General features: G+C 57.4%; 23 protein-coding genes. 18 read left to right on the top strand and 5 right to left on the bottom strand.

Going from position 1 to position 24473, the window contains the following annotated elements:
- Window positions 1-30 precede the first annotated feature (30 nt).
- Entirely contained in the window at window positions 31-1692 is a 1662-nt protein-coding gene (locus LG385_RS20690) for a GMC family oxidoreductase (RefSeq protein WP_225775728.1), read from the bottom strand.
- A gap of 145 nt (window positions 1693-1837) precedes the next feature.
- On the opposite strand from LG385_RS20690, the gene LG385_RS20695 reads away from it, so the two are divergent.
- The 3 genes from LG385_RS20695 to LG385_RS20705 all read left to right on the top strand — a co-directional run bounded on the left by LG385_RS20695 (window position 1838) and on the right by LG385_RS20705 (window position 4579).
- The gene (locus LG385_RS20695; RefSeq protein ID WP_225775729.1) at window positions 1838-2725 is read left to right on the top strand and encodes a LysR family transcriptional regulator; all 888 of its coding nucleotides are present in this window, start codon (window positions 1838-1840) and stop codon (window positions 2723-2725) included.
- Window positions 2726-2898: 173 nt separating this feature from the next.
- Window positions 2899-3387 (top strand): Lrp/AsnC family transcriptional regulator, encoded by a 489-nt coding sequence (locus LG385_RS20700; RefSeq protein ID WP_181111189.1) that lies wholly within the window; start codon window positions 2899-2901, stop codon window positions 3385-3387.
- A gap of 97 nt (window positions 3388-3484) precedes the next feature.
- Complete coding sequence (locus LG385_RS20705) at window positions 3485-4579, top strand: hypothetical protein (protein WP_225775730.1); 1095 nt, start codon at window positions 3485-3487, stop codon at window positions 4577-4579.
- Window positions 4580-4641: 62 nt separating this feature from the next.
- Here the strand turns inward: LG385_RS20705 and gyrB are convergent, their stop codons facing one another.
- From gyrB to dnaA, 4 genes are read right to left on the bottom strand one after another with little or no spacing between them, the layout of a single operon-like run.
- On the bottom strand, window positions 4642-7062 hold the full coding sequence (gene gyrB / locus LG385_RS20710) for a DNA topoisomerase (ATP-hydrolyzing) subunit B (RefSeq protein ID WP_225775731.1): 2421 nt from the start codon (window positions 7060-7062) through the stop codon (window positions 4642-4644).
- Window positions 7063-7065: 3 nt separating this feature from the next.
- Window positions 7066-8169 carry a DNA replication/repair protein RecF gene (gene recF / locus LG385_RS20715; protein WP_225775732.1) on the bottom strand — a complete coding sequence of 368 codons (1104 nt, stop codon included), beginning with the start codon at window positions 8167-8169 and terminating at the stop codon, window positions 7066-7068.
- A 10-nt stretch (window positions 8170-8179) separates the two neighbouring features.
- Window positions 8180-9283 carry a DNA polymerase III subunit beta gene (gene dnaN, locus LG385_RS20720; RefSeq protein ID WP_225775733.1) on the bottom strand — a complete coding sequence of 368 codons (1104 nt, stop codon included), beginning with the start codon at window positions 9281-9283 and terminating at the stop codon, window positions 8180-8182.
- A 41-nt stretch (window positions 9284-9324) separates the two neighbouring features.
- Window positions 9325-10809: a chromosomal replication initiator protein DnaA gene (dnaA, locus tag LG385_RS20725; protein WP_225775734.1), complete on the bottom strand. Its 1485-nt coding sequence runs from the start codon at window positions 10807-10809 to the stop codon at window positions 9325-9327.
- A 557-nt stretch (window positions 10810-11366) separates the two neighbouring features.
- On the opposite strand from dnaA, the gene rpmH reads away from it, so the two are divergent.
- The 15 genes from rpmH to atpA all read left to right on the top strand — a co-directional run bounded on the left by rpmH (window position 11367) and on the right by atpA (window position 24437).
- Complete coding sequence (gene rpmH, locus LG385_RS20730) at window positions 11367-11501, top strand: 50S ribosomal protein L34 (protein ID WP_002551315.1); 135 nt, start codon at window positions 11367-11369, stop codon at window positions 11499-11501.
- 17 nt (window positions 11502-11518) lie between these two features.
- Complete coding sequence (gene rnpA, locus LG385_RS20735) at window positions 11519-11914, top strand: ribonuclease P protein component (protein ID WP_181111183.1); 396 nt, start codon at window positions 11519-11521, stop codon at window positions 11912-11914.
- A complete protein-coding gene (yidD, locus tag LG385_RS20740; RefSeq protein ID WP_181111182.1) occupies window positions 11907-12152 on the top strand; it encodes a membrane protein insertion efficiency factor YidD in 246 nt (81 codons plus the stop codon). Before rnpA ends, yidD begins: the two co-directional genes overlap by 8 nt.
- 2 nt (window positions 12153-12154) lie before the next feature.
- Complete coding sequence (yidC, locus tag LG385_RS20745) at window positions 12155-13834, top strand: membrane protein insertase YidC (protein ID WP_225775735.1); 1680 nt, start codon at window positions 12155-12157, stop codon at window positions 13832-13834.
- A gap of 64 nt (window positions 13835-13898) precedes the next feature.
- Window positions 13899-15269: a tRNA uridine-5-carboxymethylaminomethyl(34) synthesis GTPase MnmE gene (gene mnmE, locus LG385_RS20750; RefSeq protein WP_225775736.1), complete on the top strand. Its 1371-nt coding sequence runs from the start codon at window positions 13899-13901 to the stop codon at window positions 15267-15269.
- Between the two features lie 441 nt (window positions 15270-15710).
- Window positions 15711-17603: a tRNA uridine-5-carboxymethylaminomethyl(34) synthesis enzyme MnmG gene (gene mnmG, locus LG385_RS20755; protein WP_225775737.1), complete on the top strand. Its 1893-nt coding sequence runs from the start codon at window positions 15711-15713 to the stop codon at window positions 17601-17603.
- On the top strand, window positions 17603-18247 hold the full coding sequence (gene rsmG, locus LG385_RS20760) for a 16S rRNA (guanine(527)-N(7))-methyltransferase RsmG (protein ID WP_413247387.1): 645 nt from the start codon (window positions 17603-17605) through the stop codon (window positions 18245-18247). The genes mnmG and rsmG overlap by 1 nt, the downstream gene beginning before the upstream one ends.
- Window positions 18248-18265: 18 nt before the next feature.
- Window positions 18266-19057 carry a ParA family protein gene (locus LG385_RS20765; RefSeq protein WP_181111177.1) on the top strand — a complete coding sequence of 264 codons (792 nt, stop codon included), beginning with the start codon at window positions 18266-18268 and terminating at the stop codon, window positions 19055-19057.
- Between the two features lie 9 nt (window positions 19058-19066).
- The gene (locus LG385_RS20770) at window positions 19067-19939 is read left to right on the top strand and encodes a ParB/RepB/Spo0J family partition protein (protein WP_181119196.1); all 873 of its coding nucleotides are present in this window, start codon (window positions 19067-19069) and stop codon (window positions 19937-19939) included.
- 147 nt (window positions 19940-20086) lie between these two features.
- Window positions 20087-20494: a F0F1 ATP synthase subunit I gene (locus LG385_RS20775; protein WP_181111175.1), complete on the top strand. Its 408-nt coding sequence runs from the start codon at window positions 20087-20089 to the stop codon at window positions 20492-20494.
- A 16-nt stretch (window positions 20495-20510) separates the two neighbouring features.
- On the top strand, window positions 20511-21380 hold the full coding sequence (atpB, locus tag LG385_RS20780; RefSeq protein WP_181111174.1) for a F0F1 ATP synthase subunit A: 870 nt from the start codon (window positions 20511-20513) through the stop codon (window positions 21378-21380).
- Between the two features lie 159 nt (window positions 21381-21539).
- Window positions 21540-21797 carry a F0F1 ATP synthase subunit C gene (gene atpE / locus LG385_RS20785; protein WP_003097235.1) on the top strand — a complete coding sequence of 86 codons (258 nt, stop codon included), beginning with the start codon at window positions 21540-21542 and terminating at the stop codon, window positions 21795-21797.
- Between the two features lie 54 nt (window positions 21798-21851).
- On the top strand, window positions 21852-22322 hold the full coding sequence (locus tag LG385_RS20790) for a F0F1 ATP synthase subunit B (RefSeq protein ID WP_181111173.1): 471 nt from the start codon (window positions 21852-21854) through the stop codon (window positions 22320-22322).
- A 12-nt stretch (window positions 22323-22334) separates the two neighbouring features.
- Window positions 22335-22871: a F0F1 ATP synthase subunit delta gene (locus LG385_RS20795; RefSeq protein WP_181119195.1), complete on the top strand. Its 537-nt coding sequence runs from the start codon at window positions 22335-22337 to the stop codon at window positions 22869-22871.
- Window positions 22872-22892: 21 nt separating this feature from the next.
- Window positions 22893-24437, top strand: coding sequence for a F0F1 ATP synthase subunit alpha (gene atpA / locus LG385_RS20800; RefSeq protein ID WP_225775739.1), 1545 nt, complete (start codon window positions 22893-22895; stop codon window positions 24435-24437).
- Window positions 24438-24473 lie beyond the last annotated feature (36 nt).

The raw sequence follows: 24473 nt of genomic DNA on the forward strand, positions 1-24473 counted from the left end.
GTTGCTTTGATAGTCAGGTCACAGTGCGGGTCAGAGTGCCGCCACAGGGGCCCGTTCAACACGAGCCGGCACGGTTACCTCTTCAGCCGCGGCGCTGCGTAACAATAGCTCTGCTGCTTTCTCGGCGATCATTAACGTAGGGGAGCAGGTATTTCCGGAAACAATCAGCGGCATGATCGAAGCATCGGCAATGCGAAGCCCTGGAACACCCCTGACCCGAAGTTCTGGGTCCACTACCGCTTCGGCGTCCACCCCCATGCGGCAGGTGCCAACCGGGTGGAATATAGTCGTTCCAACAGTACCCGCCGCTGTTTCGAGTTCTTCCTGCGACTGGAAGGATGCACCCGGGAGGTACTCGACAGGTTTGAAGGGTGCGAGCGCGGCGCCTTCAACGATAGTACGGGTTACCCGAATGGCATCGGCCGCAACGCGCAGGTCATCCGGATGGCTCAGGTACCGAGGGTCTATCAAAGGCGCGTCGCCTGGGTTACGGGAAGTGATTTCCACCCGACCGCGACTCTTGGGGCGCAAGTTACACACAGAGGCCGTGAAGGCTGCGAAGCGGTGCAAGGGCTCGCCGAACCGGTCCAGGGACAAAGGCTGTACATGGTACTGAAGGTTGGCGCTGGGCTGGCTGGGATCGGAGCGAACGAAGGCGCCCAACTGGCTCGGTGCCATGGCCAATGGGCCGCTGCGGTCATAGAGGTAGCGCAGCCCCATGCCGCATTTTCCCCACAGGCTATTGGCAACCTGATTAAGCGTACGTACGTTCTCGACCTGATAAATCAACCGCAGTTGCAGGTGGTCCTGCAGGTTCGTGCCGACCCCAGGCGCTTCCACGCGCACGGGAATATCGAGTTTTTCGAGTAGGGGGCGAGGGCCGATACCGGAGCGCTGCAGGATAGTGGGGGATCCGATGGCGCCCGCACTGAGGATCACCTCCCGCTTGGCCGCGAACGAACGCCTGCTGCCGAGCCAGTCAGCTTCGACACCGCTGGCCCGGTCGCCGTCAAACAGCAGCTTATCCACTGCAACCTCGGTCAGTACTTTAAGGTTTGTCCGCTTGAGTACCGGACGCAGAAACGCCTTGGAAGAATTCCATCGCACGCCAGCGCGCTGGTTCACGTGGAAATATCCACAACCTTCGTTATCCCCACGATTGAAGTCATCCACAGGACCGATGCCCGCCTGCCCGGCTGCTTCGCGGAACGCATCCAGGATCGGCCAGCGGTAACGCTGGGCCTCGACTCGCCATTCGCCGGTTTCTCCATGCCAGTCATTCCCGCCTGCGGCATGAAGCTCGGTCTTACGAAAGAGGGGCAGCACATCGTTCCAGCTCCAGCCCGCGTTCCCCAACGCCGCCCAGCCATCATAATCTCGCGCCTGGCCACGCATGTAGATCATGCCGTTGATGGAGGAACAGCCTCCCAGAACCTTGCCCCGGGGATAATTCAGTGAACGCCCGTGCAGGCCATTTTGGGGTTGCGTTTTAAAGCACCAGTCGGTGCGCGGGTTGCCGATGCAGAACAGATAGCCAACCGGGATATGTATCCAGGCATAGTTATCTTCACCTCCAGCTTCGAGCAGAAGCACCCGGTGATCGGGGTTGGCGGAGAGCCGGTTAGCCAGCAGGCAACCGGCCGGGCCGGCGCCAACGATGATGTAATCGTATGTATCCTCGGCATTGGACATGCGCTACGCCTCGTATTTTTATTGTTCTTTACCTCATGGTATTGATTAAACACGGTTTGAAAACGATAGTTTTTACCCAATGCCTGTGCGTTTTTGCACAGCATGAACAGCCTCCTGATTTACAACGATAATTATTGGAGTGGCAATGTTCGACTGGGACGACGTCCGTTTTTTTCTCGAGCTCCATCGTAGCGGGCGCCTGCTTGCCGCCGCCAAACGGCTCAACACCACCCATAGCACGGTTGCCCGCCATATCGAGCGCATCGAGCGCACACTGGGCACTGCGTTGTTCGTGCAACAAGCCCAAGGCTACGAACTTACGCCCGCAGGTAATGCCCTGCTGCGGCATGCCGAGGTCATGGAAAATTCTGCGCTGATGGCGCAGGAAGAAATTACCCAGTCAATCATGCCGCTAGGCAAGATTCGCCTGGGTACAGCAGAAGGCATAGGCGTGTGCTTTATCACCCCTCGCATGCCGCAACTCTTCGAACGGTACCCTGGGCTGCAGGTCGAGCTGGTCGCGGTGCCGCGCTTCGTCAATATCCTCAACCGAGAGGCAGAAATCAGCATTCACCTAGAGCGCCCCGAGGCGGACATGCTGATTACGCGCAAGCTCAGCGATTACCGCCTGGGCCTCTATGCCAGCCCTGAATACCTGGCGGCAGCGCCACCCTTGGAGCACCGTGACCAATTGAGCCAACACCAATGGATCGGCTACGTGGACGATTTGCTGTTCAGCCAGCAGTTGTTGCTACTGAACGCCTTCTGTCGGTCGCCCAATGTGGTTTTCCGCAGCACAAGCGTGCTGGCCCAGCAACTGGCTGCCCATGCCGGGCTTGGCATTGCGGTACTCCCGCAATATATGGCAGCACACGACAGCCGATTGTGCCGGGTGCTGCCTACCGAGAGCATTCAGAGAACCTACTGGATAAGTACCCGCAAAGAGCTACATAAGTCGGTAAGGCTACGAGTGGTGTGGGACTTTCTCATGGAGCTTTGCAACCGGGAAGCTTCCATACTCTTGGCAAGCTAGCCCGTTCTGTACGGGTGTACCAAGGCTCTATCTTTTGATCCCAAAAAACCTAACGCGGACTATGTACACCGTGGTACGTACCACATTCCAAAACCTATAAGAAACAGTAGCTGTGGCTAATGGCTTATTGCCATAAATCAGTCATGGACGTATTTGGCATTGAAGGAAAACCCATGCGTAAGCTGGATAGAACTGATATCTCCATCCTTAACGCGCTGCAGGACAACGCGCGTATCACGAACGCAGAGCTTGCTCGTACGGTAAACCTCTCATCCACGCCATGCTTCAACCGGGTGAAAGCAATGGAGGAGCTGGGGTTGATCAAGCAACAGGTGACGCTTCTCGCCCCTGAGATGCTTGGCCTGCACGTCAATGTCTTTATTCACGTGAGCCTTGAGAAACAGGTGGATGGGGCACTGGCGCGTTTTGAAGAGGCTATTTCTCAGCGCCCCGAGGTGATGGAGTGCTACCTCATGAGCGGCGACGCAGATTACTTGATCCGTGTCCTGGTTCCGGACATACACGCACTGGAGCGTTTCATCATCAATCACCTCACTCGATTTCCCGGCGTCGCCAATATCCGCTCAAGCTTTGCACTCAAGCAGGTTCGCTATAAAACGGCGCTACCGTTGCCACCAAATGGATTGATGATCGGAGAATAGCCCAGCGATCCCGGCGGCAGGGAATATGTTCCTGCTCCGCCAACCGGTACGGAAAAGGTAGGTTGCTCCCTCGTTGGTAAACGCAAGGGAGTGCACCATGTCGGACTGGAACAATCGATTTACACATCTGATACGCCAAAGCCGCCCTAACCTGTGGGGTAACTGGGCGTTGGCTCCGACTATCCAACCAGGGGCAGTCGGTTTCGTAGATACGTCCACCGGGGCCTTCAAGCTGGTAGAGGAAACCGTTCCTTCTCTCGCGGTGAAGGAGAAGCTCGTTTCTTCCAGTTGGAAGCTCAGCAGTGAAGGCGTAAGTCGGCAGCAGGCGGACGTTAAGGGTGAAGCCTCTGTGATCGATCCTCACTCGGGGCTGAGCCTCAAGCCGGAGGTTGAATTCGTGTGGCGCTTTCAAAATAAAGATTCGATAGCCTCCGAATTTGCGATCGCCAAAGAGGTAGCAGTTACTGACCTGGGAATTCTGAACGACCAATACACCTGGCTATTGGCCGCAGCGGAAAAAGTAGGGTTCGCCCAGAATGGCAAGATCGCTCAAGGCTTCGGTGTTATCACCGAGGTCGTGTACGCGAAAAGCGGACTCAACATCGGTGCGAACGATAAAGACGCTTCCTATACCTTGGGTGGGACCGTCAAAGGCCTGCATGCCCTGCTGGGAGAGAAAGGCCCTGGTGGCTCCGTGCGCGCCAGCTATAGCTACAGCCGGGAAACTCACTCCCTGGACAAGCACGTGTGGCCTGCAACGGAAGGGGAGGTGGCTAGCGAGCTGATCCCGGTAGCCTTCGCGTTTTCTTCCTTCGAAGGCCGTACCGTGCTGCCGGCGTGGCGGGGGAGAGTCAATGGGTTGTCGCTTTTCCTGGATAGCAAGGCCAGTAAAGGAACGACGTACATTACCAAGGCCAAGCTCAGCTACAGCGTAAATGGCAAGCGTGTAAATGAGCCGGTGACGACCATCTCCGGCGGGCTGTCCGGCAGCTTTGCCAACATCCCTGTGAACGCGCAGGAGCTGGAGATAGAGCTGGTGTTCAAGGGCGTGTTCAAGGATGTCCGGCAAACCCTTTCCTGGGCAGTTCCGGTAGCGCAATGGCCGGCGGGGGTAATGCATATTGACCTGACCGGAACGTGGCCCGGGCAGCCGAAGGCGACAATCCGGGAGGACTTGAACACCGGTATTTGATCAGATAACGCATAAAAAAACCCCAGCGTAAGCTGGGGTTTCTATTGCGACCTAACGAGGGATCAGAAGTCCAGGTTGGACACCGCTAGCGCATTGCTCTCGATGAAATCGCGGCGAGGCTCAACAGCATCGCCCATCAAGGTATTGAAGATCTGGTCCGCACCAATGGCGTCTTCGATGGTGACCTTCAACATACGACGCACCGTTGGGTCCATCGTAGTTTCCCAGAGCTGATCCGGGTTCATCTCACCAAGCCCTTTATAGCGCTGAATACTGAAACGTTTGGCCGTCTCGGTCATCAACCAGTCCAAGGCTTCCTTGAACTCGCTCACGGGCTTTTTACGCTCACCCCGCTGAACGTACGCACCCTCGTCGAGCAAGCTGTTCAGCTGAGCCCCCAGGGCCGTTACGGTGCGGTAATCATTGCTACCGAAGAAGTCCCGGTTGAAGGTCACATAGCTTGCCAAGCCATGGGACAGCACTTCCACCTCGGGTAGCCACAGGTTGCGCTCACGATCTTCGCGCAAGGTCGCCTTGTAGGTGAGCCCGGACTTCTCCGAACGCTTCAGGCGATTCGCGAAATGCCCCAGCCATTCTTGCATCGCTGCATGATTACCCAGCTGCTCAAGCGATACCGGCTGCAGGTAAACAAAATGCTCGGTGATTTCCTGAGGGTACAAACGAGACAGCCGCTTAAGGGTTTTCATGACCATGCGGTAGTCGTTCACCAGGCGCTCCAGGGCTTCGCCCTTGATACCTGGCGCGTCTTCGCCCAAGTGCAGGCTGGCGTCTTCAAGGGCGGTTTGAGTGAGGTATTCCTCCATCGCCTCGTCGTCCTTGATGTACTGTTCCTGCTTGCCTCTTTTCACCTTATAAAGCGGTGGCTGGGCAATGTACACATAGCCTCGTTCGATCAGCTCCGGCAGCTGACGGAAGAAGAAGGTCAGCAGCAGGGTTCGAATGTGCGAGCCATCCACATCAGCGTCGGTCATGATGATGATGTTGTGGTAACGCAATTTCTCGATGTTGTATTCGTCACGACCAATGCCACAGCCGAGCGCGGTGATCAGCGTGCCCACTTCCTGCGACGCGATCATCTTGTCGAAACGTGCCTTCTCAACGTTGAGGATTTTGCCCTTCAGCGGAAGGATGGCCTGGGTACGACGATTGCGGCCTTGTTTGGCGGACCCACCTGCAGAGTCTCCCTCCACCAGGTACAGCTCGGAAAGGGCAGGGTCCTTTTCCTGACAATCCGCCAGCTTGCCGGGTAAGCCTGCAATATCCAGGGCGCCCTTGCGGCGGGTCATCTCACGCGCCTTGCGGGCTGCTTCCCGTGCACGAGCAGCATCGATCATCTTGCCGACCACTGCCTTCGCTTCGTTCGGGTTCTCCAACAGGAAATCGGAGAAATATTTACCCATTTCCTGCTCGACAGCGGTTTTTACTTCGGACGAAACCAGCTTGTCCTTGGTCTGCGAGCTGAACTTGGGATCTGGCACTTTCACTGAGATGATCGCCGTGAGCCCTTCACGGGCATCGTCACCCGTGGTCGCCACCTTGTGCTTCTTCGACAAGCCTTCCTGCTCAATATAGGTATTGAGGTTCCGGGTGAGGGCCGAGCGGAAGCCCACCAGGTGGGTGCCGCCATCGCGCTGTGGAATGTTGTTGGTGAAGCAGAGGAGGTTCTCATTGAAGCCATCGTTCCACTGCAAGGCGATTTCCACGCCCACGCCGTCTTCGCGCTGCACGGTAAAGTGGAAAACCTGCTGGTTCACTGTGGTCTTGTTGGTGTTCAGGTATTCAACGAATGCGCGCAGGCCGCCTTCATATTTGAAGAACTCTTCTTTGCCGCTGCGCTCGTCCTTCAGGAAGATCCCGACGCCCGAGTTGAGGAACGACAGCTCACGGATTCGCTTCGCAAGGATATCCCAGCTGAAATGGATGTTCTTGAAGGTCTCAGCTGACGGTTTGAAATGGATTTCTGTACCCGTGGTTTCGCTGTCTCCTACTACCTTCATTGGCTCCTGCGGTACGCCATGAACGTAGTGTTGCTCCCAGATCTTGCCACTGCGGCGAACGGTCAGGAGCAGCGATTCAGACAAGGCGTTCACAACCGACACGCCTACACCGTGGAGGCCCCCGGATACCTTGTAGGAGTTGTCGTCGAATTTACCGCCGGCGTGCAGGACGGTCATGATGACTTCCGCCGCTGACACGCCTTCTTCTTTATGCACGTCCACAGGAATGCCGCGGCCGTTGTCGCGAACGGAGATGGACTCGTCCGGGTGGATGGTTACGGTAATGTCATCACAGTGGCCGGCCAGCGCTTCGTCAATCGAGTTGTCCAGCACCTCGAACACCATGTGGTGCAGGCCGCTTCCATCGTCTGTGTCGCCGATGTACATACCGGGGCGCTTGCGAACCGCATCCAGGCCTTTCAGTACCTTGATGCTTGAGGAGTCATATGTCTGGTTGTCGCTCATGCTTCACTCCTGATGTTTCGAGGTCTGAGTGATGTGGCCATGTTCCACGTGGAACAACGATACCTCCGTATCTTCATGCCAATCATTACTCAGGAATTCATGGTTAACGCAGGTGATGAACACCTGACATTTCAATTCTTCAAGCAGCCGGCACAGAGCCCTGCGGTGCTGCTCGTCAAGTTCAGAGGGCAGGTCGTCTACCAGATAAACACACTGGCTTCTACGGACTTGGCTTAACAGGTGGCCTTGAGCGATACGTAGGGCGCAGACCACTAGTTTCTGTTGGCCTCGGGAGAGAGTTTCTGCAGCGTTATGGCTACCTTGGCGGAGCCGTAAATCAGCGCGCTGTGGCCCCGAATGCGTATGGCCCAGTTGCCGGTCACGTAACAACGAACCGGCCAGCACTTCGCTCAATTCACGGTCCTTGTCCCAGCCGCGGAAATAGCTCAGGGACAGACCTGGTAAATCAACCAGCTCACCGAGGATCTGATCAAATACAGGCTTGAGCTGCTGGATATACGATTGTCTGAATTCATCAATCTGCGCGCTGGCCGACAGTAGTTCCCGGTCCCAAGCAGCCTGCGAAACGGCGTCTATTGTACCATGCCGCAGCCATGAGTTCCGTTGCTTCAGAGCCTTCTGCAGCCGCTGCCAAACGGGGAGAAATCGAGGTTCCACGTGGAACACTCCCCAGTCCAGGAACTGCCGCCTGACCTTGGGAGCGCCCTCCAGAAGCCTGAAGCTGTCGGGGTTGATCAACTGCAGAGGAAGCACTTCGGCCAACTGCGCAGCGCTCCGGGCATTTTCGCCGTCGATACGGATCACGAAGTCGCCATCCCGCTGGCGAGACACGCCTAGGTTGCATACGCGGTCATTCTCAACCAAGACCTGGCCGAACACGGTGCAGGCGGGTTGCTCGTATTGAATGACCGGCTGGAGGCGAGTGCTGCGGAAGGAGCGCGCCAAGGCAAGAAGATGGATAGCTTCAAGAACGCTGGTTTTACCGCTGCCATTGTCGCCGTGGAGAATGTTTATCCGAGGGGAGGGCAGCAATGTCACTGGGTGCAGGTTACGCACCGCAGTGACGGAAACACGGGAAAGAGACATTGATAGGCGATCAAAGCCGCATCGGCATCACGACGTAGGATGAATCGTCATTATCGGCTTCCTGAAGCAATGCGCTGCTATTGGAATCGGATAGCACCAAGCGTACCTGCTCCGTTGTCATTACCCCAAGCACGTCCAGCAGGTAACTAACGTTGAAGCCGATCTCCAGGCTACCCCCGCTATAGTCGACGCTGATTTCTTCCTCAGCCTCTTCCTGTTCGGGATTGTTTGCCTGGATCTTCAACTGACCAGTACCGAGCTGCAAACGGATGCCGCGGTATTTTTCGTTCGAAAGAATGGCTGTACGGCTGAATGCTTCTTTCAAAGCCTGCCTGTCTCCGAGCACAACCTTATCGCCGCCTTTTGGCAGAACACGCTCGTAATCGGGGAACTTGCCATCAACCAATTTGGAGGTGAAGGTGAACTCACCCGTAGTAGCACGAATGTGATGCATGCCCAGTACGATGCTGACGGTACCATCTGGATCGGTCAGTAGGCGGGCGAGTTCAAGAATGCCCTTGCGAGGCACGATAACCTGATGCTTGTCGGCCTGACCGAGGTCGGCCGTCATTGAGCACATGGCCAGCCGGTGACCATCCGTGGCGACCGCGCGAATCAGCCCGGTCGAAACTTCCAACAACATCCCGTTCAGGTAATAGCGTACGTCCTGTTGAGCCATGGCAAACCCGGTGCGCTCGATCAAGCGGCGCAGCTTGCCCTGGGCAAGGGTGCAGGTGAGGGAACCGTGACCCTCTTCGGCCGTAGGGAAGTCGCTGGCGGGCAACGTGGATAAAGTGAAGCGGCTGCGGCCGGCCTTTACCAGAAGCTTCTGCTCATCCAGACGCACGTCGATCTGCGCATCGGCGGGAAGGCTTTTGCATATATCCATCAGCTTGCGGGCAGGCACCGTGATTTCGCCTGGTTCCGCGGGCTCTTCCAGCTGCACGCGGCCTACGAGCTCAACTTCCAGATCGGTACCGGTAAGGGAAAGCTGCTGCCCCTGGACCACCAGCAACACGTTGGAAAGCACGGGAAGCGTCTGGCGGCGTTCTACCACCCCGGCAACCAGTTGCAGAGGCTTGAGGAGCGCCTCTCGTTGAATGGAAAAATGCATGGCGTCAGTTCCTGGCCTTTTTCGTGGCAGCTACGTAAGCGTCAAGTGGTAAGCGTACGGAGCAGGTTCTTGTAATCCTCGCGAATATCCGCGTCAGATTCTTTCAATTCGTTGATCTTTCTGCAGGCATGCAAGACCGTCGTATGATCGCGCCCACCGAATACATCACCGATCTCAGGCAAGCTGTGATTGGTCAGTTCCTTGGATAGAGCCATCGCGACCTGGCGGGGCCTTGCGACGGATCGCGAGCGACGCTTGGAAAGGAGATCGGAGATCTTGATCTTGTAGTACTCGGCTACTGTGCGCTGAATGTTATCCACACTGACCAATTTGTCCTGCAGTGCAAGAAGGTCCTTCAAGGACTCGCGGATCAACTCGATCGTGATGTCGCGCCCCATGAAATGCGCATGGGCAATCACCCGCTTAAGGGCACCTTCGAGTTCGCGCACATTGGAGCGGATTCGTTGAGCGATGAAGAATGCGGCGTCGTGGGGCAATTCCACCTTCGCCTGATCAGCTTTCTTCATGAGAATCGCAACCCTTGTCTCGAGCTCCGGAGGTTCGACGGCAACCGTCAGCCCCCAGCCAAAGCGCGATTTCAAGCGCTCCTCGAGGCCCTCGATTTCCTTTGGGTAACGATCGCTGGTAAGGATGACCTGCTGGCCACCCTCGAGCAAGGCATTGAAGGTATGGAAGAACTCTTCCTGGGACCGTTCCTTGCGTGCAAAAAATTGAATGTCATCGATCAGCAGCGCGTCCACCGACCGATAAAAGCGCTTGAACTCATTGATAGCGTTCAGCTGCAAGGCCTTGACCATGTCAGCGACGAATCGCTCCGAATGCAGGTACACCACCTTGGCATTTGGATTTTTCTTGAGCAAATGGTTACCCACAGCATGCATGAGGTGGGTTTTACCCAGGCCAACCCCACCATAAAGGAACAGTGGGTTGTACCCATGCTTGGGATTATCCGCAACCTGCCATGCCGCTGCTCGAGCCAACTGGTTCGACTTGCCTTCCACGAAATTTTCGAAGGTAAAAGTGCGGTTGAGGTAACTGGTGTGTTTGAGCGCGCCTTCAACCTGGACACTGCGCGTTTCGCTTCGCGCAGTGCTCGGGGCGGTCATTGGATCGAAGCTGTCCCGCGATGGCTCCGAGTCGACGCCCTTCGGCGCAGCCGGTATTGGCGCCGGGGCCGCGGGTTGAACAGAAGCTGGCGCAGGCGCAGGCATGGAGGCAGCTGGCATGGGCGCATTGGCAGCAGTGCGCGGAGCAGAACTGCGACGGCTACCGATCAGCAGCGAAAGGGCAGGCACAGAACCCTCGCCGCGTTCAGCCATCAACTCGAGCAAGCGACCCAGGTATTTCTCATTGACCCAATCCAGGACGAAGCGGTTAGGCGCATAGATGCGCAACTCGTCACCTTCAGCTTCCGCCTGGAGCGGACGTATCCAGGTATTGAACAGTTGAGCAGGCAGTTCCTCGCGGAGCAATTCCACGCACTGCTGCCAGATTTCCACTGACACAGGAATCCCCAGAGATAGATAAGCCCGAAGGGCAAAAAAGCGTCGGCCATTGTACCTAGCGCCGAGTTAGTTATCCACACCTGCCGCTCAGCGGAGGACATCAAGCTCGATAGGGTGGAAAAGCGTGCAAAAAAAGATCCGCGAGAGCCCTGTGGAAAACGTAGTCTGAGCCCAGTGGGTTAGTGGGGTCCAAACCCTGTTGATAACCTGGCTGTGGATATCTAGCAATTCTGTGCACAGGTTTTATCCACAGACTGAACAGGATGCGCGCTGCTTGTGGACAACCTTTGACGGCCTCGGAGAGCCCTAATCTATTGGGTGAAATAAGGTTATCCACAAGGAACGGCTTCCTCAAGCTTTATAAGCTCTACAGAAAAGCTTTTTATACGTCCTTCTTTTTATTTCTGTTTCCTGCTTCGTTCTGACGCAAGCGACCCTGTAACCATATGTAAGGAAAAGCTGGTCGGAAATTGACCTATGCCCGTGCTTTCAATAGAATCGCCGGTCTCTTGAAAACCGGGCCATTGGGGCCCAGCCGACCAACCAGGTAACTGTCCATGAAACGTACTTTCCAACCCAGCACCATCAAGCGCGCTCGCACCCACGGTTTCCGTGCTCGCATGGCCACCAAGAACGGCCGCGCCGTCCTGTCGCGTCGTCGCGCCAAGGGCCGTAAGCGTCTGGCTGTCTGATTTGCCGGCACAGGTAGGTGAGTCAGGACTTCAGCCGGAGCAAGCGACTGCTTGTTCCGAAGCAATTCAAGGCAGTCTTTGACTCCCCGACCGGCAAGGTCCCGGGGAAGCATCTCCTGATCCTTGCCAAGGATAACCAGCTCGATCATCCACGCCTCGGGCTGGTGATCGGCAAGAAAAGCGTCAAGCTGTCAGTGCAGCGCAACCGTATCAAACGTGTGATTCGTGACTCGTTCCGCCATCACCAGGAATCACTGGCTGGCTGGGATATCGTCATCGTGGCCCGAAAGGGGCTCGGCGACCTCGAGAACACCGAGCTGCATTTGCATTTCGCCAAGCTTTGGAAGCGTCTGGCCCGATCTCGGCCGGCTGCTCACACCGAACCCAAGGAACAGCACAGCCAAGATGCGTAAACTGGTCCTGCTACCGATCCAGTTTTACCGCTATGCCATTAGTCCCCTGATGGCCAGTCATTGCCGTTTCTATCCCAGTTGCTCCTGTTATGCCCATGAAGCCATCAGCCAGTACGGCGTATGGCGTGGGAGCTGGCTGACCATACGCCGGCTGGGGCGCTGCCATCCCTGGAATGCTGGCGGTTTCGATCCCGTCCCGTCCGTGTCCACCCTTCGTAATAATTCGAAAGCCGAGTAATCATGGATATAAAACGTACGATCCTGATGGGCGCCCTGGCAGTCGTGGCCTACGTTCTGGTCCTGAAGTGGAATCAGGACTACGGCCAGGCTGCCCTGCCGACCCAGAGCGCAGCGACCCAGGCCGCGATCCCTTCGGATTTACCGCAAGCACCTGGCGCCAACGCAACGACGTCCGATGTGCCGGACACCAATGCACCGGCAGTAGCCGCAGCAACGGCTCCAGCAGCATCCAGCCAGGAGCTGATCCGGGTGCGCACTGATGTGCTCGACCTTGCCATCGATCCGAAGGGCGGGGATATCGTGCAACTCACACTGCCCCAGTATCCGCGGCGGCAGGATCATCCGGAAATTCCTTTCCAGCTGTTCGACAATGGCAGTGAGCGCGTGTATCTGGCCCAAAGCGGCCTGACCGGAGCCAATGGCCCGGACGTTCAGGCCTCTGGCCGTCCGCTCTACACCAGCTCGAGTGCCAGTTATCAACTGGCCGAAGGGCAGGACCAGTTGGTTGTGGACCTTTCGTTCAGCCAGAACAACATCAACTACATCAAACGCTTCAGCCTGAAGCGAGGCGAGTATGACCTCACGGTCAGCTACCTGATCGACAACCAGAGCACTCAGGCCTGGGTGGGCAACCTGTTTGCCCAGCTCAAGCGCGATGCGAGCTCCGATCCCTCTTCGAGCACCGCCACTGGGACCGCCACCTACCTGGGCGCGGCCCTGTGGACAACCTCAGAGCCCTACAAGAAAGTCCCCATGAAGGACATCGACAAGGGCCAGTTCAAGGAAACGGTCCAAGGCGGCTGGGTAGCCTGGTTGCAACACTACTTTGTCACCGCATGGGTACCTGCCAGCGGCGACAGCAACAACGTGATGACCCGCAAGGACAGCCAGGGTAACTACATCGTTGGCTTTACTGGCCCGACCATGACCGTCGCGCCCGGCGCCAAGGTCGAAACGACCGCCACGTTGTACGCCGGCCCGAAAGTCCAGAACAAGCTGAAGGAGTTGTCCCCAGGCCTGGAACTGACCGTCGACTACGGCTTCCTTTGGTTCATCGCGCAGCCTATCTTCTGGTTGCTCAAGCATATCCACAGCTTGCTGAACAACTGGGGCTGGTCGATCATCTGCCTGACCGTACTGATCAAGCTGCTGTTCTTCCCGCTGTCAGCGGCCAGCTACAAGTCCATGGCCCGCATGCGAGCGGTGGCCCCACGTCTGGCGGCGCTCAAAGAGCAATTTGGCGACGATCGCCAGAAGATGTCCCAGGCGATGATGGAGCTGTACAAGAAGGAGAAGATCAACCCGCTCGGTGGCTGCTTGCCGATCGTGGTGCAGATGCCTGTATTCCTGGCGCTGTACTGGGTACTGCTTGAAAGCGTGGAAATGCGTCAGGCGCCGTGGATGTTCTGGATAACCGACCTGTCCATCAAGGATCCGTTCTTCATCCTGCCTATCATCATGGGCGCCACCATGTTCATTCAGCAACGGCTGAACCCGGCGCCACCGGATCCGATGCAGGCCAAGGTCATGAAGCTGATGCCGATTGTCTTCACCTTCTTCTTCCTGTGGTTCCCGGCGGGGCTTGTGCTGTACTGGATCACCAACAACACGTTGTCGATCCTGCAGCAGTGGTTCATCACCCGCAGCATTGAGCGAGCAAACGCCAACGCTTCGGCTTAAGCCGCTACACTCGTTCGCAAACGCCCCTTGATAGGGGCGTTTTGCATTTTCCGGTGGATAACTCATGAACCTTTCTAAAGACACCATCGCAGCCATTGCCACTGCACAAGGGCGTGGAGGCGTAGGCATCGTCCGTGTGTCCGGAGCCGACGCAAAGCGGATCGCCGACGAGATCCTGCGCCGGCCGCTTGTTCCTCGCTACGCGCATCATGGTGCCTTCCATGGTGAGCAGGGCGAGGTGGTGGATGAAGGCCTGGCGATCCTGTTCCAAGGACCGAACTCCTTCACAGGAGAAGATGTACTTGAACTGCATGGCCACGGTGGGCCTGTTGTGCTCGACATGCTGCTGCGGCGCTGCACCAGCCTGGGCTGTCGATTGGCCCGCCCTGGTGAGTTCAGTGAGCGGGCATTTCTGAACGACAAGCTGGATCTGGCACAGGCGGAGGCTATCGCCGACCTGATCGAAGCCAGTTCCGAGCAGGCCGCACGCAACGCCGTGCGCTCGTTGCAGGGTGCGTTCTCTCAACGGGTAGAGGCGCTCACCGAAGCTCTGATCCAGCTGCGGATCTATGTGGAAGCGGCGATAGACTTTCCCGAGGAAGAAATTGACTTCCTGGCAGACGGGCTCGTTTTGGCCAAACTGGAAGCGGTTCGCGGTGCTCTTGCCACGGTGCTTGCAGAAGCCAGTCAGGGCGCACTGGTGCGCGATGGCATGACCTTGGTCATTGCAGGGCGCCCCAACGCTGGCAAGTCAAGCCTGTTGAATCTTCTGGCGGGGCGCGAGGCTGCAATCGTTACAGATATCGCGGGCACCACGCGGGACATTCTCAAGGAACATATTCACATCGACGGCATGCCGCTGCACGTCATCGATACGGCAGGGCTGAGAAACACGGGCGACCTGGTAGAGAAGATAGGAGTTGAGCGGGCGCTGAAGGCCATTCAGGACGCCGATCGCATTCTCTTGGTGGTGGATGCCAGTAGCGACTCGGAGGCAGACCCCCACGCGCTCTGGCCTGAGTTTCTGGACACGGCGCCATCACTCGAACGTGTCACCCTCGTACGTAACAAGGCAGACCTCACGGGTGAACAGCCTGGGCTACGTACGGCTGCTGATGGCCAGGCCACATTAACCTTGAGCGCATTGGATACCGGCGCAGGCCTGGGATTGCTTCGCGACCACCTGAAGGCAGTGATGGGTTACGAGCAAACCGCCGAAGGTAGTTTCAGCGCCCGCCGCAGGCACCTGGAAGCGCTCCGTCAGGCGCAACAGTACCTAGATCACGGCCGTAACCAGCTGGTTCATGCCGCAGCCGGCGAGCTGCTGGCGGAAGATTTACGGCTGGCGCAGCAGTGCCTGGGCGAAATCACGGGGGCATTTACTTCAGATGACCTGCTTGGACGGATTTTCACAAGTTTCTGTATCGGAAAATAACCCTCGTTTTTTTCAAGCCGGCCTTTGGGTCGGCTTTTTTTTGCCCACAATCTGCTGATAAGCCCTGTGGAAAACCCTACGTGAGGACTCTTCATAACCCATGGCGAAAACCGTGCACAAAAACCCGTTGTGGGTAAGTATGCTTTTATGCACAGCTTATCTTGGCTTATCACAACCCCCCAAGGGTACCTATCGACAGTTTTCCACACGGCTGTAAACTCCGTGTGCCAAGGCCTTCGGATGGTTATCCACAGAAGAGGGCCTTACTAAGAATAAACATAAAAACAAAGCTTTTATAAATCTCTCTTCTTTTATGTTTTTGTTAACAACCATTCATCCTTGGCTGGCTATTTTTTGCACAGACGGTTTCATTCAGCCGCGCAAATTCCCTATACTGCGCAGCTATCCCAATTACCCATATGAACAGGCACGAGGTGCGTGGTGGATTTCCCTTCCCGTTTTGAAGTGATCGTCATCGGCGGAGGCCATGCCGGTACCGAGGCTGCGCTCGCTTCCGCGCGAATGGGCGCTCGCACACTATTGCTTACTCACAACGTCGAAACCTTGGGCCAGATGAGCTGCAACCCCGCCATCGGCGGTATTGGCAAGAGCCATCTGGTAAAGGAAATAGACGCGCTAGGCGGGGCCATGGCATTGGCTACCGACAAAGGCGGTATTCAGTTCCGTGTCTTGAACAATCGCAAAGGGCCTGCCGTTCGCGCTACGCGCGCTCAAGCTGATCGCGTTCTGTACAAGGCAGCTGTGCGGGATATCCTGGAAAACCAGCCGAACCTGTGGATATTTCAGCAGGCGTGTGATGACCTGATTGTCGAGAGCGACGAGGTACGGGGTGTTGTCACGCAGATGGGCCTGCGTTTTCTGGCCGATGCGGTAGTATTGACTGCCGGGACCTTCCTGGGTGGCCTTATCCACATCGGGCTTGATAACTACTCAGGTGGCCGTGCTGGCGATCCACCTTCGATTGCCTTGGCCAAGCGCCTTCGCGAGCTGCCTCTGCGTGTAGGTCGGTTGAAAACCGGCACCCCGCCTCGTATCGATGGGAAGTCTGTGGACTTTTCCGTGATGACCGAGCAGCCAGGCGATACGCCGATCCCCGTCATGTCATTCATGGGCAATGCCGACATGCATCCGCGGCAAGTGAGCTGCTGGATCACCCATACGAATGCCAGAACCCATGAAATCATCGCGGCAAACCTTGATCGTTCGCCAATGTATTCGGGCGTGATCGAGGGCGTGGGCCCACGGTACTGCCCGTCTATCGAAGACAAGATCCACAGGTTCGCGGACAAGGACAGTCACCAGGTATTCATTGAGCCCGAGGGCCTGACCACCCACGAGCTGTACCCGAACGGGATCTCCACTTCCCTGCCATTCGATGTACAACTGCAGATTGTCCGGTCCATTCGCGGGATGGAAAACGCCCACATCATGCGTCCTGGTTACGCGATCGAATACGACTACTTTGATCCCCGGGACTTGAAATACAGCCTCGAAACCAAGGCCATTGGTGGGCTGTTCTTCGCTGGCCAGATCAACGGAACCACCGGTTACGAAGAGGCAGGTGCTCAAGGATTGTTGGCAGGAACGAACGCTGCGCTGCGAGCGAAGGGGGAAGAAGCATGGTGCCCGCGCCGCGATGAAGCGTACATCGGTGTATTGGTGGACGATCTGATTACCCTGGGAACCCAGGAACCGTATCGGATGTTTACGTCCCGCGCGGAATACCGGTTGGTCCTTCGCGAAGACAATGCAGACCTTCGTTTGACAGAAACAGGCCGCCGCCTGGGGCTGGTCGACGATGCGCGTTGGGCAGCGTTCTGTACTAAGCGAGAGGCAATCGAGCGCGAAGAGCAGCGCCTGAAAAGTACCTGGGTGCGCCCGTCTACCCCCATCGGCGACGCTTTGGCCCAACGCTACGGAACCCCACTGGCGCACGAATACAATCTCTTGAACCTGCTGAGCCGACCGGAAATCGACTACGCCGGCCTCACTGCGCTTACCGGAGCCACCGAAATTGATCCACAGGTGGCCGAACAGGTAGAGATCAAGGTCAAATACGCCGGATATATCGATCGTCAGCAGGAAGAAATCGAGAAGCTCAGGGCCAGCGAAAATGTCCGCCTACCTGTGGATATCGACTATCCGGGCATTTCTGGCCTGTCGAAGGAAATCCAGTCGAAGCTGACCCAGGCACGCCCGGAGACGCTTGGCCAGGCCTCGCGTATTCCTGGAGTGACGCCGGCGGCTATCTCGTTGTTGATGATTCACCTGAAAAAACGCGGTGCTGTTCGGCAAGTGGAGCAAAGTGCTTGATCGATTCGATTACTCCTCAGCAGCGTAGCGAGTTGTCCACAGGTGCTCGGGCCTTGGGCGTGGCTCTGACGTTGGAGCAAGAAGACCAGCTGCTTGCCTACCTGGCGCTGTTGATCAAATGGAACAAGGCGTACAACCTGACGGCGGTGCGTGATCCGGACGAAATGGTTTCCCGCCACCTGCTGGACAGTTTGAGCATTGCTTCGTACATCGGCACGGGCTCGCGCTGGCTGGACGTAGGCAGCGGAGGTGGCATGCCAGGAATTCCGCTGGCCATCCTGTACCCGGACAAATACGTGACCACGCTGGACAGCAATGGCAAGAAAACCCGCTTCCAGACCCAGGTGAAGCTGGAACTGAAACTGACCAACCTTGAAGTCATCCACAGCCGCGTGGAGGGTCATAAACCTGAGGCTCCCTACGACGGGATTGTTTCAAGGGCATTTAGCAGCCTCGAGGATTTTGCTACCTGGACCCGTCACCTTGGGGATAACTCAAGCCGCTGGTTGGCCATGAAAGGTCAGCATCCCGCGGACGAACTGGTAGCATTGCCTGCTGACTTTGAAATTGATAGCGCGCATGCTTTGGCCGTGCCAGGTTGCCAGGGCCAAAGGCATCTACTGATATTGCGCCGCAAGGCATGACGGGGAACACGAGCGACAATGGCTAAGGTATTCGCGATCGCGAACCAGAAAGGCGGGGTCGGTAAAACCACGACCTGCATCAACCTCGCGGCCTCACTGGTCGCTACCAAGCGGCGGGTGCTGTTGATCGACCTCGACCCGCAAGGTAATGCCACGATGGGCAGCGGTGTGGATAAGCATGCACTCGAGCGTTCGGTCTATGATCTGTTGATCGGAGAATGCGATCTCAGCGAAGCCATGCATTTCTCTGAACACGGCGGTTATCAACTACTGCCAGCCAATAGAGACCTTACCGCCGCTGAAGTCGTGCTGCTCGAAATGCAGATGAAAGAAAGCCGCCTGCGAAACGCGCTGGCGCCGATCCGTGAAAACTACGATTTCATTCTGATCGACTGCCCGCCCTCGCTATCGATGCTTACCTTGAACGCACTGGTAGCGGCAGATGGAGTAGTTATCCCCATGCAGTGCGAATATTTCGCGCTTGAGGGGCTCAGCGACCTTGTGGATAACATCAAGCGTATCGGCGCCGCTATCAACCCTGAGCTCAAGATCGAAGGCTTGCTGCGCACCATGTACGATCCGCGTTTGAGTCTGATCAACGATGTTTCTGCCCAGCTGAAAGCGCATTTCGGCGAGCAGCTTTACGATACGGTCATCCCACGCAATATCCGCCTCGCTGAAGCACCGAGCTTCGGCATGCCGGCGCTCGCTTATGACAAACAGTCGCGAGGCGCTCTGGCCTATCTCGAACTGGCCAATGAATTGGTTCGCCGTCAACGCCGCAAGGCTCGTACCGCTGCGGCGGTTTAAGGAAATCCAATGGCTGTGAAGAAACGGGGGCTGGGCCGCGGGCTCGACGCGCTGCTCAGCGGCCCCTCGGCCTCGGTGCTTGAAGCCCAGGCGGTTCGGCTGGACGAAAAGGAACTGCAATACCTTCCGCTTGATGTCATCCAACGCGGGAAATACCAGCCACGCCGTGACATGGACCCCCAGGCCCTTGAGGAACTGGCTCAGTCCATTCGTGCCCAGGGCGTCATGCAACCGATCGTAGTACGCCCCATTGGCGGCGGTCGCTATGAAATCATTGCGGGTGAGCGGCGTTGGCGCGCCAGCCAGCAGGCCGGGCAAGAGCGGATCCCGGCGATGGTACGTGAGGTGCCCGACGAAACGGCCATCGCCATGGCCCTGATCGAGAACATCCAGCGCGAGGACCTCAACCCGTTGGAGGAGGCCATCGCGTTACAGCGTTTGCAGCAGGAATTCCAGCTAACCCAACAGCAGGTTGCCGAAGCGGTAGGCAAATCTCGGGCTACGGTGACCAACCTTCTGCGCTTGATTACTTTGCCTGAGGGCATCAAGACGATGCTGGCTCACGGCGACCTCGAGATGGGTCACGCCAGGGCATTGCTAGGGCTGCCGGACGAGCGCCAGCTTGATGGGGCGCGACATGTTGTCGCACGCGGCCTTACCGTGCGCCAAACCGAGGCACTGGTACGCCAGTGGCTCAACACCACAGAGCAGCCTGAAAAAGAGCAGCGCATCGATCCGGATATCGCTCGGCTGGAACAACGCCTCGCAGAGCGGCTGGGGTCTGCGGTGCAGATTCGACACGGAGACAAGGGCAAAGGCCAGTTAGTGATCCGGTATAACTCGCTGGACGAACTCCAGGGAGTGCTTGCTCACATTCGCTGAAACAATAGGTTTCAAGCGACCAGTCGGAAAAGCCAAGCCGGTAGTTGAACAGGGGCTGAACCGCCCCTATACTCTGCGCGCATTTTGTCGGCACATTCTATGCCAAGTCGTGGTTTTACGGCGGGCCGACCTCCAGGAGTCAGAACGATGGAAACCCGCACGCCAAACCGCTTGCCCTTCCATCGATGGGCTGTATTTCCCGTCCTGCTGGCTCAATTGGTGACATTGCTACTGGCCGCTTTGGTGTTATGGCAGTGGCATGGAGTGGTTAGCGGTTACTCGGGCTTGTGTGGGGGCCTGATCGCTTGGCTACCCAACGTTTATTTCGCGTTCAAGGCGTTTCGCTTCAGCGGCGCCCGAGCAGCACAGGCTATCGTTCGGTCGTTCTACGCCGGCGAAGCAGGAAAACTGATTTTAACGGCAGTGCTGTTTGCGCTGGCGTTCGTAGGGGTAAAGCCGCTGGCGCCGTTGGCGTTGTTCGGCGTGTTCCTGTTGATCCAAGGGGTCAACTGGTTCGCACCCTTGCTCATGAGAACAAGATTTTCGAGACCTTAGGGCGTTTGAGGCAACCATGGCAGCAGAAACCGCTTCGGGCTATATACAGCACCACCTTCAAAACCTCACCTTCGGCCAGCTTGCCGACGGTAGCTGGGGCTTCGCCCATAGCGCCGCCGAGGCCAAGGCCATGGGCTTCTGGGCATTCCATGTCGACACACTCGGCTGGTCCGTTGCCCTGGGCCTGATCTTCGTTCTCCTGTTCCGCCTAGCGGCGCGCAAGGCAACGTCCGGTCAGCCAAGCGGCCTGCAGAACTTCGTGGAAGTTCTGGTCGAATTCGTCGACGGTAGCGTGAAGGACAGCTTCCATGGTCGCAGCCCGGTGATCGCACCGCTGGCTCTGACCATCTTCGCCTGGGTCTTCCTGATGAATGCCATCGACCTCATTCCGGTCGACTGGATTCCGCAGATCGCCGCCAAGCTGTCGGGTGATCACGAGATTGCCTTCCGCGCGGTATCGACTACCGACCCGAATGCGACCCTGGGCATGGCCCTGTCGGTGTTTGCCCTGATCATTTTCTACAGCATCAAGGTCAAGGGGCTCGGCGGTTTCATTGGTGAACTTACCCTGCACCCGTTCAGCAGCAAGAACACCGCAGTGCAGATCCTGCTGATTCCGGTCAACTTCCTGCTCGAATTCGTAACCCTGATCGCCAAGCCTATTTCGCTGGCGCTCCGGTTGTTCGGCAACATGTATGCCGGCGAGCTGGTGTTCATCCTCATCGCGGTGATGTTCGGTAGCGGCCTGCTCTGGCTCAGTGGCCTGGGCGTGGTGCTGCAATGGGCGTGGGCAGTGTTCCACATCCTGATCATTACCCTGCAAGCGTTCATCTTCATGATGCTGACCATCGTCTACCTGTCGATGGCGCACGAAGATAACCATTAAGGCTCGTCTGGCGCGTCTTATGTCCTTCCCGAGGCTCACCCCTCAGGAAGGAGAGCCGCAACCCGGCGCCTGCGTCGAGACGGCTCTGTGAATACTTTGCTTTACCGCTTTAAACCTAAGAAAACCTAACCAATACGACGTAAAAAGTCGGGAGGAAAGATGGAAACTGTAGTTGGTCTGACCGCTATCGCTGTTGCTCTGCTGATCGGCCTGGGCGCACTGGGTACCGCTATCGGCTTCGGCCTGCTGGGCGGCAAGTTCCTGGAAGGCGCTGCTCGCCAACCGGAAATGGTACCTATGCTGCAAGTTAAAATGTTCATCGTCGCCGGCCTGCTCGACGCCGTGACCATGATCGGTGTTGGTATCGCCCTGTTCTTCACCTTCGCGAATCCCTTCGTTGGTCAGATCGCCGGCTGATCACTCGATTTCGAGTGATTGGTGTGATGTACAACGAACGAGCGAGGTGTTGGCGTGAACATTAATGCAACCCTGATAGGCCAGTCCGTTGCGTTCTTCATTTTCGTGTGGTTCTGCATGAAGTGCGTATGGCCTCCGGTCATCGCGGCTCTGCAGGAACGCCAGAAGAAGATCGCTGATGGTCTGGACGCTGCCAGCCGTGCTGCTCGCGACCTGGAATTGGCCCAAGATAAAGCGGGTCAACAACTGCGCGAAGCCAAGGCACAAGCTGCCGAGATCATCGAGCAGGCCAAGAAGCGTGGCACTCAGATCGTCGACGAAGCCCGTGAACAGGCTCGCGTCGAGGCAGAGCGTGTGAAAGCACAGGCTGTGGCAGAGATCGAGCAGGAACTGAACAGCGCCAAGGATGCCTTGCGTGCCCAAGTGGGCCTGCTGGCTGTCACTGGTGCAGAGAAAATCCTGGGATCGTCTATCGATCAAAACGCGCACGCGGAGCTGGTCAACAAACTGGCCGCTGAAATTTAAGCGAGGGCGATCATGGCAGAACTGACCACGTTGGCCCGACCTTACGCCAAGGCGGCCTTCGAGCATGCCCAGGCCCACCAGCAACTGGCCAATTGGTCAGCCATGCTCGGCCTGGCTGCAGCGGTGTCGGAAGACGGCACCATGCGGCAATTGCTCAAGGCCCCGCGACTGACGAGCGCAGAAAAGGCCGCAGCCTTTATTCAGGTATGCGGTGAGAAGTTTGATGCACAGGCACGTAATTTCATCCACGTTGCCGCGGAAAATGACCGTCTTCTCCTTCTACCGGAGATCTCGGCGCTGTTCGACCTGTACAAGGCCGAACAGGAAAAATCCGTGGATGTGGACGTCACCAGTGCCTTCGCATTGAACCAAGAACAGCAAGACAAACTCGCCAAGGTTCTCAGTGCACGGCTCGGCCGGGAAGTGCGACTGCACGCTGCGGAGGATGCCAGCCTTATTGGTGGTGTCGTCATCCGCGCCGGTGACCTGGTAATCGATGGCTCGGTGCGCGGGAAAATCGCGCAGCTTGCCGAAGCACTGAAATCTTGAGTTTGAAGGGGCAGCAGAGCAATGCAGCAACTCAATCCTTCCGAAATTAGCGAAATCATCAAGGGGCGCATCGACCAGCTCGATGTCACCTCTCAGGCCCGCAACGAAGGTACCGTAGTCAGCGTGTCTGACGGTATCGTGCGGATCCACGGTCTGACCGACGTCATGTACGGCGAAATGATCGAGTTCCCGGACGGCGTCTTTGGTATGGCGCTCAACCTGGAACAGGACTCGGTAGGTGCCGTGGTCCTGGGTGCCTACACCACTCTGGCCGAAGGCATGAGTGCCAAGTGCACCGGCCGTATCCTGGAAGTGCCGGTCGGCAAGGCCCTGCTGGGTCGCGTTGTCGATGCTCTGGGTAATCCGGTTGACGGCAAGGGCCCACTGGGCCACACCGAAACCGACGCGGTTGAAAAAGTTGCGCCGGGCGTTATCTGGCGTAAGTCCGTGGATCAGCCTCTGCAGACCGGCTACAAGGCCGTCGATGCAATGATCCCGGTAGGCCGTGGCCAGCGCGAGCTGATCATCGGTGACCGTCAGATCGGCAAGACCGCACTGGCCATCGACGCCATCATCAACCAGAAGAACAGTGGTGTCTTCTGTGTATATGTGGCTATTGGTCAGAAGCAGTCCACCATCGCCAACATCGTGCGCAAGCTCGAAGAGCATGGCGCGCTGGCGAACACCATCATCGTTGCTGCTTCGGCTTCCGAATCGGCCGCGCTGCAGTACCTGGCACCCTACTCGGGCTGCACCATGGGCGAATTCTTCCGCGACCGCGGCGAAGATGCCCTGATCGTTTACGATGACCTGTCCAAGCAGGCCGTGGCTTACCGCCAGATCTCCCTGTTGCTGCGCCGTCCGCCAGGCCGTGAAGCCTACCCGGGTGACGTGTTCTATCTCCACTCCCGCCTGCTGGAGCGCGCATCCCGCGTATCCGAGGAATATGTAGAGAAGTTCACCAATGGCGCCGTGACCGGTAAAACCGGCTCGCTGACTGCTCTGCCGCTGATCGAAACCCAGGCTGGCGACGTTTCGGCGTTCGTTCCAACCAACGTGATCTCGATCACCGACGGCCAGATCTTCCTCGAGTCCGGCATGTTCAACTCGGGCATCCGCCCGGCGGTCAACGCCGGTGTGTCGGTATCCCGTGTGGGTGGTGCCGCTCAGACCAAGATCATCAAGAAGCTGTCCGGTGGTATCCGTACCGCGCTGGCCCAGTACCGTGAACTGGCTGCGTTCGCGCAGTTCGCTTCCGACCTGGACGAAGCGACCCGCAAGCAGCTGGAGCATGGTCAGCGCGTTACCGAGCTGATGAAGCAGAAGCAGTACGCGCCAATGTCCATCGCCGAGATGTCGCTGTCGCTGTATGCCGCCGAGCGTGGTTTCCTGACCGACGTGGAAATCTCCAAGATCGGCAGCTTCGAGCAGGCGCTCATTGCTTACTTCCACCGCGATCACGTCGAGCTGTTGGCCAAGATCAACGTGAAGGGCGACTTCAACGACGAGATCGACGCCGGTATCAAGGCGGGTATCGAGAAGTTCAAGGCCACCCAGACCTGGTAAGCCGCAGCGGGGGCTTCGGCCCCCGCTTGCTAACCT

Origin of the sequence: Pseudomonas sp. Marseille-Q5115 (assembly GCF_916618905.1) — a bacterium.
GTDB classification, from domain to species: domain Bacteria; phylum Pseudomonadota; class Gammaproteobacteria; order Pseudomonadales; family Pseudomonadaceae; genus Aquipseudomonas; species Aquipseudomonas japonica_A.